The 15,497-nt window shown below is 43.2% G+C and carries 16 protein-coding genes and 1 rRNA gene; 1 reads left to right on the top strand and 16 read right to left on the bottom strand.

Translation table 11 applies throughout. The features are described from left to right. From BM195_RS15565 to BM195_RS15515, 11 genes are all read right to left on the bottom strand, one after another. Positions 1-154 (bottom strand): 16S ribosomal RNA (locus BM195_RS15565); the annotation flags it as partial. Positions 155-706: 552 nt separating this feature from the next. Continuing rightward, complete coding sequence (gene lysS / locus BM195_RS15560) at positions 707-2,188, bottom strand: lysine--tRNA ligase (protein ID WP_090240628.1); 1,482 nt, start codon at positions 2,186-2,188, stop codon at positions 707-709. A gap of 147 nt (positions 2,189-2,335) precedes the next feature. Beyond that, positions 2,336-3,325 (bottom strand): tRNA dihydrouridine synthase DusB, encoded by a 990-nt coding sequence (gene dusB / locus BM195_RS15555; protein WP_090240626.1) that lies wholly within the window; start codon positions 3,323-3,325, stop codon positions 2,336-2,338. 3 nt (positions 3,326-3,328) lie between these two features. Continuing rightward, positions 3,329-3,556, bottom strand: coding sequence for a helix-turn-helix domain-containing protein (locus BM195_RS15550; RefSeq protein ID WP_090240624.1), 228 nt, complete (start codon positions 3,554-3,556; stop codon positions 3,329-3,331). Further along, positions 3,526-4,038: a 2-amino-4-hydroxy-6-hydroxymethyldihydropteridine diphosphokinase gene (gene folK / locus BM195_RS15545; protein ID WP_090240621.1), complete on the bottom strand. Its 513-nt coding sequence runs from the start codon at positions 4,036-4,038 to the stop codon at positions 3,526-3,528. Before folK ends, BM195_RS15550 begins: the two co-directional genes overlap by 31 nt. Further along, positions 4,035-4,400: a dihydroneopterin aldolase gene (gene folB / locus BM195_RS15540; RefSeq protein WP_090240619.1), complete on the bottom strand. Its 366-nt coding sequence runs from the start codon at positions 4,398-4,400 to the stop codon at positions 4,035-4,037. Before folB ends, folK begins: the two co-directional genes overlap by 4 nt. Continuing rightward, positions 4,393-5,226, bottom strand: a complete 834-nt coding sequence (folP, locus tag BM195_RS15535; protein WP_090240616.1) for a dihydropteroate synthase — start codon at positions 5,224-5,226, stop codon at positions 4,393-4,395. Before folP ends, folB begins: the two co-directional genes overlap by 8 nt. A 101-nt stretch (positions 5,227-5,327) precedes the next feature. Continuing rightward, positions 5,328-6,254 carry a cysteine synthase A gene (cysK, locus tag BM195_RS15530; RefSeq protein WP_090240614.1) on the bottom strand — a complete coding sequence of 309 codons (927 nt, stop codon included), beginning with the start codon at positions 6,252-6,254 and terminating at the stop codon, positions 5,328-5,330. A 93-nt stretch (positions 6,255-6,347) separates the two neighbouring features. Beyond that, entirely contained in the window at positions 6,348-7,256 is a 909-nt protein-coding gene (locus BM195_RS15525; RefSeq protein WP_090240612.1) for a peptidylprolyl isomerase, read from the bottom strand. Positions 7,257-7,327: 71 nt separating this feature from the next. Continuing rightward, a complete protein-coding gene (gene hslO, locus BM195_RS15520) occupies positions 7,328-8,215 on the bottom strand; it encodes an Hsp33 family molecular chaperone HslO (RefSeq protein ID WP_090240610.1) in 888 nt (295 codons plus the stop codon). A 34-nt stretch (positions 8,216-8,249) separates the two neighbouring features. After that, positions 8,250-9,032, bottom strand: a complete 783-nt coding sequence (locus tag BM195_RS15515) for a type III pantothenate kinase (RefSeq protein WP_090240609.1) — start codon at positions 9,030-9,032, stop codon at positions 8,250-8,252. A 162-nt stretch (positions 9,033-9,194) separates the two neighbouring features. On the opposite strand from BM195_RS15515, the gene BM195_RS18915 reads away from it, so the two are divergent. Beyond that, positions 9,195-9,323 carry a DUF3967 domain-containing protein gene (locus BM195_RS18915; RefSeq protein ID WP_139224013.1) on the top strand — a complete coding sequence of 43 codons (129 nt, stop codon included), beginning with the start codon at positions 9,195-9,197 and terminating at the stop codon, positions 9,321-9,323. Positions 9,324-9,406: 83 nt separating this feature from the next. Here BM195_RS18915 and ftsH read toward each other — a convergent pair whose 3' ends face one another. The 5 genes from ftsH to BM195_RS15490 form a co-directional block, all read right to left on the bottom strand. Continuing rightward, positions 9,407-11,443 (bottom strand): ATP-dependent zinc metalloprotease FtsH, encoded by a 2,037-nt coding sequence (gene ftsH, locus BM195_RS15510; RefSeq protein ID WP_090240608.1) that lies wholly within the window; start codon positions 11,441-11,443, stop codon positions 9,407-9,409. Positions 11,444-11,630: 187 nt separating this feature from the next. Then, positions 11,631-12,179 (bottom strand): hypoxanthine phosphoribosyltransferase, encoded by a 549-nt coding sequence (gene hpt / locus BM195_RS15505; RefSeq protein WP_090240606.1) that lies wholly within the window; start codon positions 12,177-12,179, stop codon positions 11,631-11,633. A 16-nt stretch (positions 12,180-12,195) separates the two neighbouring features. Beyond that, positions 12,196-13,587 carry a tRNA lysidine(34) synthetase TilS gene (tilS, locus tag BM195_RS15500; protein WP_090240604.1) on the bottom strand — a complete coding sequence of 464 codons (1,392 nt, stop codon included), beginning with the start codon at positions 13,585-13,587 and terminating at the stop codon, positions 12,196-12,198. Between the two features lie 193 nt (positions 13,588-13,780). Then, complete coding sequence (locus tag BM195_RS15495) at positions 13,781-14,713, bottom strand: protein kinase domain-containing protein (RefSeq protein WP_244535782.1); 933 nt, start codon at positions 14,711-14,713, stop codon at positions 13,781-13,783. Continuing rightward, a complete protein-coding gene (locus BM195_RS15490; RefSeq protein WP_090240600.1) occupies positions 14,682-15,446 on the bottom strand; it encodes a VWA domain-containing protein in 765 nt (254 codons plus the stop codon). The genes BM195_RS15495 and BM195_RS15490 overlap by 32 nt, the downstream gene beginning before the upstream one ends. Positions 15,447-15,497: the final 51 nt, after the last annotated feature.

Below are 15,497 nucleotides of genomic sequence, written 5' to 3'. Positions count from 1 at the left end.
TCTTACAGGCAGGTTGCCCACGTGTTACTCACCCGTCCGCCGCTCGTTCCACAAACGTCCATCCGAAGATTTCAGTTTGCTTCCCGCGCTCGACTTGCATGTATTAGGCACGCCGCCAGCGTTCGTCCTGAGCCAAGATCAAACTCTCCAATAAAGTTGTCATAAGACTGACACCGATCAGCCTTATCAATATCTCAGCTTCAAAAATTGATTCAGGGGGGCTAAGAAGCTCTCATCGGCATATAACCGATTTCTAGCTCCCTGCCTCTGACATCTGTTTAGGCATCTTTCTTGGTTGTTTTGTTCAGTTTTCAAAGAGCAAATTCAGTGCTACCTTCAAAAAAGCGACTTTATTAATATATCATCTTTCAATCACAAAGTCAATAACTTTTTTATCGATTTTGTTGTTGTCCGCATCTCTTTGCGCGACGAATTATAATTTATCATGATTTTTTCTCTAAATCAATAGGGTTAAAACAAAAAATAATTGGTTATTCCATCCAATTTTGGTGAAAAGCTGACAGATGAATTAGCATTTACTGTTCAATTCCAGCTCTAATTGGGTATAATCTTCCTCCAATACAACGGGGATGATCGGATCTCCCGGCTGAGCATCACAATAATTGCCTGCTACTTGATCACTGATATCAGGATAATCCGGTCAGAACTTCTATTCCCGATATTCTGACCGGGATTAATATGCCTGTTATTTATTGCGCATTTGCGGGAACAGCAGGACATCACGGATAGATGGGGAATTTGTCAGCAGCATTACCAGCCGATCAATACCTATTCCAAGCCCGCCTGTTGGAGGCATTCCGTATTCCAAAGCTTCCAGAAAGTCTTCATCCATCAAATGTGCCTCATCATTTCCTGCATCCCGTTCTTTTACTTGTGCTTCAAAACGTTCACGCTGATCAATCGGATCATTCAACTCACTAAAGGCATTCGCATGTTCGCGGCCAACAATAAACAATTCGAAACGATCGGTAAACCTCTCATCTTCTTCATTGCGCTTGGCAAGTGGCGAAATCTCTACCGGATGACCATAAATAAAGGTTGGCTGTACTAATTTGTCTTCAACTTTTTGTTCAAAGAATTCATTGAGAATATGACCATATGTCATATTTTCCTGAATTTCAACGCCATGTGCCCTAGCTAGTTCACGTGCTTGTTCATCACTCATTTTGGGCCATAAATCTACACCGGCAAATTCTTTTACTGCATCAGCTATATGCAGTCTTCTCCATTCTGGTTTCAAATTAATTTCCTCATCATCATACTGAATTTGCATACTGCCGAGTACTTCTTTAGCAATATGGGAAATGAGATTTTCCGTCAATGTCATGACATCATGAAAATCTGCGTATGCTTCATACAATTCCATCATGGTGAATTCCGGATTATGACGGGTAGACACCCCTTCATTCCGGAAGACTCGTCCGATTTCATACACTTTTTCCATACCACCGACAATCAATCGTTTCAAATGCAGTTCAATCGCGATCCGCATATATAAAGGGATTTCCAAGGCGTTGTGGTATGTTTCAAACGGACGGGCTGATGCTCCTCCTGGAATGCCGTGCATCATAGGTGTTTCCACCTCCAGGAAACCCTGTCCATCCAAATAGCGGCGCATCGACTGAATGATTTTACTGCGCAGGATAAATGTCTCTTTACTATTTGGATTGGTGATTAGATCCAGATAGCGCTGGCGATAACGCTGCTCAATATCTTTTAATCCATGATATTTTTCAGGGAGCGGGCGCAATGATTTCGTCAGTAAGGTGAATTCCATCGCTTTCACAGACAGCTCACCAACTTTTGTTTTAAACATAACACCTGTAACGCCGACAATATCCCCCATATCGGCAGATTTAAAAATTTCGTAGGTGTCCTCACCAATCATATCTTTCCGTACATAAATTTGAATTTGACCACTCAGATCCTGAACGTGGGCAAATCCAGCTTTCCCTTTTCCGCGCTTTGTCATCATACGGCCTGCAATCGTTACGTTGTCCGCTTTTTCTTCCAGTTCTTCCTTGGAAAACTGATCATACTTCACGACCAGATCCTCAGCTAGATGGGTTCTGTCAAATTTGTCTCCGAACGGCTTCACGTCTTTTTCCTGATAAAATGCAAGCTTTTCCCGCCGCACCCGCATATGGTCATTAAATTCTTCGGTCACAGTCATCACTCCATTTTATTCACCGGTTCCGATTTTATCGGGTAAAATATAAATCCCCACCAACTTCTGAGTGCAGGTTTTCGTTTATCATATAAAATCGGCGTTTCCGGACTTTGTAATTAAATTATAATATGATAAGAACTGAGATCAGGAAGCCCTGCTTGTGGCTTCCAATTCTTCCGCATATGAGTATAGAATATCAGTCAAACTTTCACGGGTATCCGTCTCATTTATTTGTCGGCGGACTTTTCCGTTTCCTTTCAGTCCTTTTAAGTACCATGCGGCATGTTTGCGCATTTCCATAATGGCAATCTTTTCACCTTTCAATTTAATCAGGCGCTCCATATGCAGCATGCAGACATCAATTTTTTCCCTCGGCGCAGGATTTGTCACCAGTTCACCGGATTCGAGATATTTAACAATCTGATAAATAATCCACGGATTGCCGAGTGCTGCACGTCCGATCATAATAGCATCCACTCCGCTCTCGTCGAGACGCTGTTTGGCAACTTGCGGACTGTCAATGTCACCATTGCCAATGACCGGAATATCCACTGCCTGCTTTACCTGTTTAATAATATCCCAGTCAGCATGTCCTTCATACATCTGTTTCCGGGTTCTGCCGTGCAGGCCTAATGCCTTCGCTCCGGCTTCCTCAATTGCCCTTGCGTTATCCAGTGCATAAATATGATTTTCATCCCAGCCTGTCCGCATTTTGACGGTGACCGGTTTATCGACATTGGCGACAACGGCTGATACCATGCGGTAAATTTTGTCCGGGTCGAGCAGCCATCTTGAACCTGCATCACATTTCGTGACTTTCGGTGCAGGGCATCCCATGTTGATATCGATGATACTTGCATTTGTATTCTGGTCCACAAACTGGGCGGCCTGCACCAACGAGTCCTTTTCGCCGCCAAATATCTGCAGACTCATTGGCATTTCATCTTCGTCAATGTAAAGCATGTTCATGGATTTTTCATTTTTATGATTAATCCCTTTATCACTAACCATTTCGGCGCAGACAAGTCCTGCACCAAATTCTTTAACCGTCAGACGGAAAGCATAGTTGGAAACGCCAGCCATAGGTGCCAGAACAACACGATTCGGGATGGTAATATCACCGATTTGAAACATTCGTTATTCCTCCTCCTTTTCCCTTAGGGGCTCACCCTTTAGTTCCTGTTTTGGTATACGTAATTGGACGGCTATTTGATCAAGCAGTTCATCTGCAGCAGGTTGTTCCCCTCGTTCGACATCACCGAGGTTCATGACCGGAATATCCAATTCCTTTGCCAGCCTCACCTGCGTATAGCCCTTTAATTTACGGTACGCTTTTATTCTCCTGCCGAGCCTTTCTCTATCCATAGCATTACACCCTCTATATCACTTTCGGGAAGTTCCTCTATATAATCCGATACTGTTTTATCCGCTGTCGGCATAGTTAATTTTGGTGCAATTTCACCCAGTGGAATAAGCACAAACGCCCGTTCAAGTATACGTGGATGTGGAAGCGTCAGTCGTTCTGTTTCTCTATTTTCCTGATTATATATTAAAATGTCAAGGTCAATCGTGCGCGGCCCAAAGCGGATTTCCCTTTTTCTGTCCAATTGTTGTTCGATACTTTGGCAAACATCCAGCAGTTCCAACGGAGAAAGGGAAGTATCCAATTCAACCACCATATTTAAAAAATCAGCCTGATCTGTATAACCGACAGGGATTGTTTGATAAATGGATGATCTTCGAATAACTGTCATTTGCTGATGCAGATTCAGTGCATGCAGGGCTTTTGACAGATATTCCTTCCGCGGTTCTATATTTGACCCTAAGGCAAGAAAGATATTTTTCATACGTTTCGCTCCCGGAAAATTTCCACTGCCACTGACTGGTAATGCCCTGGTATTGGCGGATCAGGCTTGGTAACCTTCAATTTACAGGCATCCAATAATTCAAATGAGCGGAACAATTCATCGGCAATTGCTTCGGCAACTGCTTCCACCAGATTTTTGGGTTCACCTTCCACAATCTCTTTGACAACATCGTAAACCTCCCCATAATCAATGGAGTCATTCATATCATCTGTACGGCTGGATTTTTTCAAATCAAGCATCAGATCTACATCAACCAAAAATCGTTGTCCAAGTTTGGTCTCTTCAGGAAACAGGCCGTGATACCCATAAAACGCCATTTGGTTCATTAAAATTTTATCCAAGATCTACCGCCCCCTGTTTCCCAAGCATGGCATCCATCATTTGCGCCAATTCGGTGTGCACTTTCACATGATGAACCCGGACAATTTGAACACCCTTTGCAATACCGAGGCAAGTTGTTGCACCAGTACCATTATCGCGCTCTGCGGCTGGAAGATCCAAAATTTTGCCGATAAATGACTTGCGGGATGTACCAAGCAGCATTGGGTATCCAAGATCCTGAAATTGCTCCAAGTGATTCATAACGGTCAAATTATCCGCAGACGTTTTGGCAAAACCAATACCAGGATCAAGCACTATGTTAGCCGGCGAAACGCCAGCTTTAAGTGCGATATCGATACTTTCCTGTAAATCTTGTTTCATATCGGCAATCAGTGATGTATAGTTTTGATTTGTCCGATTGTGCATTAAAATAATCGGGACATTGCTGACAGCAGCAACATGTGCTATTTCAGGCTCCCGTTTTGCACCCCAGACATCGTTTATAATTTCTGCCCCTGCCTTGATTGCCTGACGTGCCGTTTCTGCTTTATACGTGTCAATGGAAATCGGAATGTTCACCTTCTCCTTGACAGCCTGAATGATTGGCAAAACACGTTCAAGTTCCTCATCCAATGATATAGGGTCATGATCCGGACGTGTGGACTCACCCCCGATATCAATCATGTCAGCTCCCTGCTGTTCCATGAAGACAGCCTGTTCCACTGCCTGTTCAACAGTCGCATAATGACCACCATCCGAAAATGAATCAGGTGTCACGTTCAGTATCCCCATCACATGTGTCCGTTTATCCAAATGGAGTGTTTTGGAATCAGTTATTAATGGCATAGCGTACCCTCTTTCAAATCCATCATTATTTTCATCGTATCACAGCATTAAAAAAAGGACTAGCACCAAAACAACCGGTACCAATCCTTGCGTTACAGCAATCATTCTTCATCATATTGATAAAGCGGGGTGGATAGATAACGTTCACCATTATCCGGGATGACCGCAAGTACTTTTTTGCCTTCACCCAATTGTTTGGCCACTTTTTTAGCTGCGGCTACTGCTGCCCCGGCTGAAATTCCGCCCAAAACACCTTCATTTCTGGCGACTTCCCGTGATGTCTGAAAGGCTTCATCGTTGGAAATCCGGATCACTTCATCATAAACATCCGTATCCAGGATTTTAGGGACAAAACCTGCACCAAGTCCCTGAATCTTATGCGGTCCCGGGGAATCTCCGGAAAGAATAGCAGAATCATCAGGTTCAACAGCATAAAGTTTAATCCCGCTAAAGTGTTCCTTTAGAACGCTGCCAGCACCAGTGATTGTTCCGCCAGTGCCGATACCGGAAACGAATGCATCAAGCCCGTCATCCATCTGTTTAATAACTTCCTGGCCGGTTGTGCGTGCATGCACTTCCGTGTTCGCTTCATTATTAAATTGCTGTGGCATAAAATAGCCGTGCTCCTGCTGCAGTTCTTCGGCTTTTTTAATGGCACCTTTCATGGCATCTGCACCAGGTGTCAATACTAATTCAGCACCATATGCACGTAATAAATTACGGCGTTCCTGACTCATCGTATCCGGCATAACCAACACGGCCTTATAACCCTTTGCTGCAGCAACCATCGCCAGGCCAATACCTGTATTACCGCTTGTCGGTTCAATAATGGTATCTCCCTCTTCTAACTTGCCTTGCTTTTCAGCCGCTTCAATCATTGATAATGCAATACGGTCTTTTACCGAACTGCCCGGGTTCATGAATTCCAGTTTCAAATAAATCTCGGCACTATCACTGTCAACTGAGCGATTTAACTTCACAATTGGTGTTTCTCCAATGAGACCGGTAATATTATCGGCTACTCGCATCCTGATTCCTCCCAATTCCAAGTAATTTTATAGGATTTAAATATAATGTACGTTTAAACCAAAAAAATGTCAATCAAAATACACTAAAAATTTTCAGGATTCAGCCTTTCCATAAACCCAGTCCAAGTCCAGTTCATCCCATAATGATTCAGCAGACAATGACTGATCCAATTGATCCATTGCCATTTCCCGCTCCACATAAGGTTTTATCTCTTCATAATCAAATGTAATGGACGGCAGTCTGCGATGAAGATAAATAATTGATATTCCCTCATCACTCTGAAAAGGATCACTGTATGTATGCTCTTCCATATTTTCCAGTTTATCCAGATAACCGGCAGGCCAAAACTGGCTCGTATTCACTAAAAAACCCATATACCCGCCGTTATTTTTGGTTTCCTCATCTAACGAGTATTCCTGTGCCAGCAAATGAAACGAAGCGCCGTTATCAAGCTCTGTTATGATTTTTTCTGCTGTTTCAACATCGCTTACGACAATATGGGAGACTTCTGTAGATGCCTGGAAGTCATATTGATCCTGATAATCTTCATAATATGCCCGAACTTCTTCATCTGGTATGTTTGCATCAGCTGTCAGAAGCGCCTCCAGTTGATAGCGGTAAATAATATCTTCCCGCCATTCCTCTTCCTTTTGCTTTGTCTCTTCCTTTGTCATAGCCCTTTGCATGGTTGTTAACAGTGCTATTTCCCGGGCAATGATTTTATCATCGATGTTTACATTTTTCGTTTCAGCCAGCTGCTGTACCACCTGCTGATTGATGAGATTTTTCAGCTGTTCTTGTCCATGGTTTTCACGAAGCGATGTCATCCATTCTTCATACGAAATGGTTTCATTACCAACGGAAGCAACCGGCTCATTTTGATTAATGTCCCTGTCATGATGACCAAGCGATACCGCTCCATCCTGTTTCCAGAAAATAAGCGTGGCAATATTCGTGACAAGCAGAACTGCAATAATACCCCAGAGAAGTTTCTTGTCCATCAGGCGCTCCTTTCATACGATTGATCTATTGATTTGCTGATTTCTATAGGCGGCTGGACAAAAAATCCAGTTTATTTTCCTTCTTCATCCCGTGATTTAAGTGTTTCCAGCTCCTGTTCAGATAAATGATAAACTTCATTACAAAAATGGCATGTAGCCTCTGCACCATGATCTTCATCAATCATGTTTTGGATTTCCTCGTTGCCTAATCCAATGATGGCCTGCTGCACGCGTTCCTTGGAGCATTTACATTGAAAACGGATCGGCAAACGCCCGTGAATTGCTATTTCTTCATCTCCAAAAAGCCGTTCCAAAATCTGTTCAGGTGAATTTCCTTCCCTGATCAACGTTGAGATTTCGGGAAAGTCTTGAATTTTTTCTTCCAGACGGGTTATGACTTCCTCATCAGCATCAGGCATCACTTGTACGACAAAGCCACCGGAAGACAGTATGCTGTGATCAGGATTAACCAATACACCCGCGCCCACAGCGGAAGGAATTTGTTCAGAGTTCGCAAAATAATAGGTGAAATCTTCACCAATCTCACCGGACACAATCGGGACCTGCCCTGTAAAGTGTTCCTTCATCCCCAGATCCTTTACAACACTGAGATTTCCTTCTGTACCAACCGCCCGTGCTACATCAAGCTTACCATAAGCATTTAAATCAAAATCAACGTGCGAATTCGTGACATACCCGCGTACATCACCGGTCGCATCACTGTCGGCAATGATCGCGCCAATGGGCCCATTTCCTTCAATCTTGACGGTTAGCGAATCATCACCTTTCAGCATCGCTCCCATCATGGCGCTGATCGTAATCGTCCGCCCGAGAGCAGCTGAAGCAGTCGCCCACGTATCCTGTCTTCTCCGCGCTTCTCCGACTGTATTTGTCGAACTGATCGCATAAGCACGAACCTTCCCGCCGTATGTAGTTGCTTTTACCAGGTAATCCTTCATGGTGTATTTTCCAACTCCTTTAGCAATTCTGCGCTTAAGAATCTTTCATTTGCATGTTCTTTTGATAAATCAGATAAAGTCCTTTTAATGTCAAATATTTATCAGCATAATCAATGCTTTCGGATGCATCTGCAATTAAGGATGCCAGACCGCCAGTTGCTATGACTGCCGGTTCTGTCTGCACTTCCCGTTTCATCCGGTTCACAATCCCATCAACCTGTGCAACATATCCGTAAAAAACACCAGACTGCATGGCTTCCACTGTTGAATTGCCAATCACATTTTCCGGTGCCTGAATTTCAATCTTCGGCAGTTTTGAGGCTTTACTATTAAGAGCTTCCATTGATATCAGAATCCCGGGGGCAATCAACCCGCCTTGATAGGCTTTATCTTCATTAACATAACAGTATGTCGTTGCCGTTCCAAAATCAATGATAATCACTGGGGCGCCATACTCCTCAATGGCTCCCACTGCATTTACAATCCGGTCAGCACCGATTTCCTCCGGGTTCGGGTAAACCATTTTCAAATATGAATGCACTGAATCTTTGCCAATGACCATTGGTTCCAGATGAAAATATTTCGTGCACATTTTCTCCAATGCGAACATCATCGGTGGTACGACAGTGGAAATAATCACCCCGTCAATGTCCGAAAATGAAATATTCTCATGACCCAATAATGACTGTACGAGGACAGCAAATTCATCTTCTGTTTTATACCGGTCCGTTTTGATGCGCCATTCATGAATTAATGTATCATCCTTAAAAACACCAAGTACCGTGTTCGTGTTGCCTGCATCGAGCACAAAAAGCATTTATGACCAAACCTTCCTGTATACCTTTTCTATCTTTTAACTATAGCACAAAACTATGCTTCATAAAGAATAGAAAAACTTGAGTTTCAAAAAGAATGATGCTAAAAACCCGCGTTGACAAATCACCTTGTCGCACAAAAACATTTGATTATATTAGAACGAATGGAAACGCAAGAGCAACGACAGCAAGAAAGAGATCAAAAGCTAATGCAGACTTTAAATCAAAGTTTAGAGACACAAAAACAAATTGCAGCTGCAAAGCAACGGAAGTGGCAGCAATTTTGGCGGTGATACCTTACTAGCCAGCCCCATATTATTAATCAATATCAAAAAAGCCTCTCAATTTCATGAGAGGCTGCATGTATAGGAAGTTGTTAGTCTTTCTTATCATCCGAGTCAGAAGATGTATCCTGATTGTTTTCCGGTTCTTCCTGCTCTTTCTGTTTCCGTTTTTCTTCGGCCTTATCTTTGGCCTCTTCATATGATTCTGGGTGTGCTTCTTCATCATGCTTGGGCTGGATATTCACTTTTACATTATCGCTACTTTGATTTTCTGTTGTCTTATTCCTGTCTTGATCGCCCTCTTCAGGCTCAGGAAGGACACCATCTTCAAATAATGATTTAATTTGTTTTTTGTCCAGCGTTTCGACTTCAAGCAGGGTCTGTGCCATCAATTCCAGTTTATCCCTATGCTCGGTCAGAATGGATTTGGCACGATCATAGCAATAATTAATAAAGTTTTGCATTTCTTTATCAATTTCATGTGCAATCGCATCACTGTAATTCTGATCGTTCTGAATATCACGTCCGAGGAACACTTCCCCGCCGCCGCTTGTAAACTGCAATGGACCAATCTTGTCGCTCATACCGTATTCAGTAATCATTTTGCGTACAATGTTGGTTGCCTGCTGAAAGTCATTATGAGCGCCTGTGCTCACTTCACCAAACATAATTTCCTCAGCTACACGACCGCCTAATAAGCCGGTAATCTTATCGAACAGCTCAGGTTTCGTGATGAAGGACCGGTCTTCTTTCGGCAGCATGACGGCATAACCGCCTGCCTGACCGCGCGGGATAATGGTAACTTTATGGACTTCATCGGCATTTTCCAGTACCTTGCCGATGATGGTATGGCCGCTTTCATGATGGGCAACAATGTTACGTTCTTTCTCTGAAATAACCTTGCTCTTCTTGGCAGGACCGACAATAACCCGATCAATGGCTTCATCGACATCCACCATATCAATTTTATCCTTATCAAAACGTGCTGCCACAAGTGCTGCTTCATTCAGCAGGTTCTCCAGATCAGCACCGGAAAAGCCTGGTGTACGCATGGCGATGGTTTTGATATCAACCGTGTCATCCAGCGGTTTATCTTTTGCATGCACTTTCAATACTTCCTGACGACCTTTAACGTCCGGGCGGTTAACGGTAATTTGCCGGTCAAAACGTCCTGGACGCAAGAGTGCCGGGTCAAGAATATCCGGACGGTTTGTTGCAGCAATAATGATGATACCTTCATTGACACCAAATCCGTCCATTTCAACGAGTAACTGGTTCAATGTCTGCTCCCGTTCATCATGACCGCCACCGAGACCAGCGCCCCGCTGACGTCCGACTGCATCAATTTCATCTATAAATATGATACAGGGGGAGTTTTTCTTGGCATTTTCAAATAAGTCACGTACCCGGGATGCACCAACACCGACAAACATCTCAACGAAGTCTGAACCACTGATCGAGAAGAATGGTGTCCCGGCTTCCCCTGCAACTGCACGTGCCAGTAATGTTTTACCTGTCCCTGGAGGTCCTACAAGAAGCACTCCTTTAGGGATTTTTGCTCCAATTGACGAGAATTTGCGGGGATCCTTCAGAAAATCAACAACTTCAACAAGTTCCTGTTTTTCCTCGTCTGCTCCTGCAACATCTTTAAATCGGACCTTTTTATTATCTTCACTGACCATTTTCGCTTTACTCTTGCCAAAGTTCATCACACGGCCGCCACCGCCGCCTTGAGCCTGGCTGAGTATAAAGAAGAAAAACAGTCCCAATATAAGAAATGGTATAATCGTTGTCAGAAATGTGACCCATCCGCTTGGCTGTTCCTCTTCGGCTACGCTGAGCGAACTCTGGTCTGCAGCCTGTTCGGTAATTTGCGTGATAATATCTGACGTATCAGGTACCTGGGCAACAAATTCCTCGCCCCCGGACAGTGTTCCGGTGATACGCATGATGCCATTAGCAGGCTGCATCGTCATTTCATCGATTTCACCATTATTTAACACATTCATGAATTGCTGCACATCATACTGTTCTCTTTGTTCATTTTGTCCATTAAATACTCCTATGACGCCTATAACGACTAAGAATATCAGTAAATAAAATATGACATTTCGAAATATCCGGTTCATTCCTTACCTCCTCCCAAGCGGGAAAAACTACAAACAATAGTACCATATTCAAAAGTGCCAACACAACTAATTGTACTCACCATATCATGCCGATTAACACAAAAGCCGTGAACCATGAAAATGTCATGCATCATATGGAATTTATGATATATGATCAGTGGTTATGTCTTTTGTCTGCTCTTTTTGTTTACGTTTCTTCTCCACCATAAATTTCCGGTTTCAGCACTCCAATATATGGCAGGTTACGGTAGCGTTCTTCATAATCCAGCCCATAACCAACAACAAATTCGTTGGGCACTTCAAACCCGATCATATCAGCCTTGATATAGGATGTTCTTCCCGATGGTTTATCAAGCATCGTAACGATTTTAATGGAATTCGCTTTACGGTATTTAAATAAATCCACCAGATAGCTTAATGTCAGACCGCTGTCAATAATATCTTCAACAATCAGTAAATCGCGGCCCTCAACTTTTGTGTCCAAATCTTTTACAATTTTCACTTCGCCTGATGAGCGCATTTTGCCACCATAACTTGATACGTCCATAAAATCCATCTCAAGGTGTGTATGAATGTGCCGTAAAACATCTGACATGAACGGCATCGCTCCCTTTAAAACACCGACTGCCAAAGGGAATTTTCCATCGTATTCCTTCGTCAACTGTTCTCCAAGCTCGGCACATTTAGCGGCAATTTCATCTTCAGTTATCAATATTTTTTCAATATCGTTGTGCATGCTGCGCCTCCTATAATCAATTCCCTTTTCCGTAGCTTAATTCAATATAAGTACCAGTTTCAGTTTGCTTTGGCGGCAAACCCTTTTTTAAACCGGCCAGCCATAGGATTTCATCATTATTATCAGTTATAACCGGCCATGTATCCCTTTCATTTAATGGAATTTTAGCATCAATAAAAATATCCTTCAGTTTTTTACTTCCACTTAATCCCGTCCATCTCATCCGATCGCCGGGTTTTCGCGTCCTTATGTGCAAGGGCAGCGCCACAGCGTCTTTATGACAAATATACGTCATTTTACCCTGTTTATCCGGTTGACTGGTGAAATCCGCTGAGATGGTCATCCCGTTCGGCAGCACCGTTTCTCCGGGAATTTCCATCATCATATGATAAGAAAGAGATTGAGACTGATGGTCAGGGAAGTAAAAGGATATATTCTGATACGATCTTTTCAGCTTCAAATGATCAGGAAAATCAATCTCAACATTGCCATGATCAGCTTCCAGCATGGCAAAAAATTGTTCTTCATGTACATATGAAATATTTTGCGGATATTCATGGTACAGATAATTTAATACTAGATGAAAGGCTCGCCTTTGTAAAGAACGCGGATAGGTCTTAAAAATATGCATGTTAAAGCAAATCCCGGCTTGTAGTTGACCGAATGAAACAACCTGTTCAACCATCTTTTCAGCTTCTTGCTTCAGGAATGCCTCGTCTTCCTGAAGTGATAGGCTTAAATGCCGAATCGTCTGATGCAAATTCCGGTTCTTTGTTTTTAATAATGGGAGTACTTTGTTCCGGTAATAGTTTCTTGTATATGTATTTTCGTCATTGGATGGATCACGCCTTGGTGTTATCGCCTTTTCCTCACAATATTTTTCGATGGTTTCTTTGGTTACACATAAAAAAGGCCGAATGATTTTTCCCGATGCAAAATCCCGTTCTAATGGCATCCCCGCCAGTGACTTCAAAGTGGCAGAATGTACAAGTCCCATCAGCATTGACTCCGCCTGGTCATCACCATGATGTCCAAGTGCAAGGTAATCCGCCTGATATATGTGCATCTGTTCGGCAAAAAATTGATAGCGAAGTTCTCTTGCGGCAGCCTGTGTCCCGATATGCCTTTTCGGTTTGTAAGTTGGTACATCCAATGAAGTCCCGATAAATTCAATATCCCATTTTTGACAGGTTTGTTTAACATAATCGAGATCTTCCAGCGATTCCTCCCCCCGAAGCTGATGATCAGCAGATACTGCAATCAGCCGTAAATTCCACTCTGACCGGATACTTTCCAAAAAATGAAGCAATGCCATGGAATCCGGGCCGCCTGAAACAGCTATTAAGACAGTTGAATGTTCTTTTATCAGTTGGTGGCTCTGAATAAATGCACGAACTGTATGATCCATCGCAATTCCTTTCTATTAGGAAGGACTTAGGATTAACCCTCATCTTTCCGGGCCGAGTGTCAAAAATTTGATTTGAGAGAATCGGCGAATTAACCGATCTCAACATTAATCATTTACCACAAAGTTATGGATTGCTCACTATATTCTATCATAACTTTCTAATATGACAAAGTGTCATGATGCCTTTAAAAATTTATGGCAGCAGTAATGAAGAAAGGTAATAGAATAAGGCAATTAGAGCAATGCCGCCACCTTCTAAAAGCGGAGCTCCGCTGAAACTGAAACGACTTGGCCGGTTGTCTGCCCTGCCCGGGGTTCCGGCAGCATGAATCGTGTGCAATAATTCATTCCGCATTTGGGAGGCCGACTGATACTTGCCCAGAAGCGCCTTTTTCAGGCACTCTCTGTACACACGAAGCTGCCTGGCATCATGCAGTTTTCTCAAAAGGGTTGCCTTTGGGTTAGATCCTTTTTCAAACCGTTTGGGATAATATATATTTAAAAACACCATCACAAATGCAAATAAATCATAGCTTGGTTCTGCACGCCTTGAACCCATTCCCCAGTAACCACGGTCATAAAACTCCGTGTACTCCTTGATGGCCCTGCCTATTTGTGTTGTACCACCAACATCTATCCAGCGTACTTTCGGCGGCTGCTTGAGCACGATAAGGTTTTCGGACTTCAAATCGCCGAACACCCATCCCGCTTGATGGAGATGTTCAAGATCATCGAGTAACTGCAGCATAAAGATACCCACCCATTCATAGCCATGCCTGCTGACAAAATGACCTAACGGTTCCCCTTGCAAGTATTCCATCACATAGAATGAATACTTACGATTCCGTGATATTTCCCAATCATCTACATCAAGCAATGAAGGTCCAAGACGACTGCCTTGGACCTTCTGCAATGACTTCAGAACATTTACTTCCACCGTCATGGATGTTGAGTTTTCACTGATTTTCAAGGCTGCATATTTACCATTTCGTTCACACAAATAGACCGTACCGACTGCACCATTACCAAGTTTCTGTTTCATCACATAACGGTGCTGATGCCACTTCCCGGTAATGGCAGTCCCTGGTCTCAGATTAATATCCTGCTTCTTCCACGCCTGGTTCATCTTCATCCCTCAAGTTTCTAAACAAGCCTTTCTTGCCAAACTGATACATGGCTTCCTTGATCGCTGGTCCGGTTGGTGTTATTCCGCCGCTTGTTAGTTTGGGGAATATAGTGGAGATTGAATCAAGCTTAGGTGACCAATCCGAAACTTTCTCAATATCTTTGCGCTTTGCAGGAAAATTGTAAATACAAAATCGATTTCGCCCAATGCGGGCGTTCAAACTGATCGACAAGTCAATTAATGCTTCTTTAACAGTCGGCAGCTTATCATGCATGCTTGCACTTGTATCTGTCAGAACAAGCACCTCCAGATCACATGTCTCACCCATATCTTCCACAACTTCCATAATTTCGCCTCGTTTTTCGGGTTCAATTTCTTCAAGACTCTGATCTGGTCCAAGTATCTGTTTCAGTTCCTGATTAACAAAGCCTTGCAATGTCTGTGTCATCGCCTGTTTGGTAACCGTTTGGACAGTCTGTGATAAGGACTGTTTATAAACGATTTGACTAATACCGCCGCCGGACAGTGCAATATCCTCTACTTCCTGCAACCCCTCAGGCTGTTCTGTCTGATCATCATCAAGAATTCCGATTACATTGACGGTTATCCCTTGCTGCTTCGCGAGTGCGGCTGTCACTGCCGGATCTTCACCCTTGTTGGAACAGCCATCGGTAATTAATAAAATCTGTTTTAACGTCCCTTTTTTCACCTGACATACCTCCCTTTCATCCATTACCATCCTCACCACAATCGCTGTATAATATACGTACACGGGCCGACAAAA

It is taken from the genome of Lentibacillus halodurans, assembly GCF_900112045.1.
GTDB lineage: Bacteria > Bacillota > Bacilli > Bacillales > Amphibacillaceae > Lentibacillus > Lentibacillus halodurans.
Note: the sequence above shows the minus strand (reverse complement) of the source record. Positions and strands in the feature narration are given on the sequence as shown.

Bases quoted from the DNA above. Each gene is read 5' to 3' on its own strand.
- BM195_RS18915 (WP_139224013.1), top strand. From the start codon at position 9,195: ATGGAAACGCAAGAGCAACGACAGCAAGAAAGAGATCAAAAGCTAATG.
- dusB (WP_090240626.1), bottom strand. From the start codon at position 3,325: ATGTTTCAAATCGGTGATATTACCATCCCGAATCGTGTTGTTCTGGCA.
- ftsH (WP_090240608.1), bottom strand. From the start codon at position 11,443: ATGAACCGGATATTTCGAAATGTCATATTTTATTTACTGATATTCTTA.
- BM195_RS15525 (WP_090240612.1), bottom strand. From the start codon at position 7,256: ATGGACAAGAAACTTCTCTGGGGTATTATTGCAGTTCTGCTTGTCACG.
- BM195_RS15490 (WP_090240600.1), bottom strand. From the start codon at position 15,446: ATGGATGAAAGGGAGGTATGTCAGGTGAAAAAAGGGACGTTAAAACAG.
- folP (WP_090240616.1), bottom strand. From the start codon at position 5,226: ATGCCATTAATAACTGATTCCAAAACACTCCATTTGGATAAACGGACA.
- BM195_RS15495 (WP_244535782.1), bottom strand. From the start codon at position 14,713: ATGAACCAGGCGTGGAAGAAGCAGGATATTAATCTGAGACCAGGGACT.
- BM195_RS15515 (WP_090240609.1), bottom strand. From the start codon at position 9,032: ATGCTTTTTGTGCTCGATGCAGGCAACACGAACACGGTACTTGGTGTT.
- folK (WP_090240621.1), bottom strand. From the start codon at position 4,038: ATGAAAAATATCTTTCTTGCCTTAGGGTCAAATATAGAACCGCGGAAG.
- BM195_RS15550 (WP_090240624.1), bottom strand. From the start codon at position 3,556: ATGGATAGAGAAAGGCTCGGCAGGAGAATAAAAGCGTACCGTAAATTA.
- hpt (WP_090240606.1), bottom strand. From the start codon at position 12,179: ATGCACAACGATATTGAAAAAATATTGATAACTGAAGATGAAATTGCC.
- tilS (WP_090240604.1), bottom strand. From the start codon at position 13,587: ATGGATCATACAGTTCGTGCATTTATTCAGAGCCACCAACTGATAAAA.
- cysK (WP_090240614.1), bottom strand. From the start codon at position 6,254: ATGCGAGTAGCCGATAATATTACCGGTCTCATTGGAGAAACACCAATT.
- hslO (WP_090240610.1), bottom strand. From the start codon at position 8,215: ATGAAGGATTACCTGGTAAAAGCAACTACATACGGCGGGAAGGTTCGT.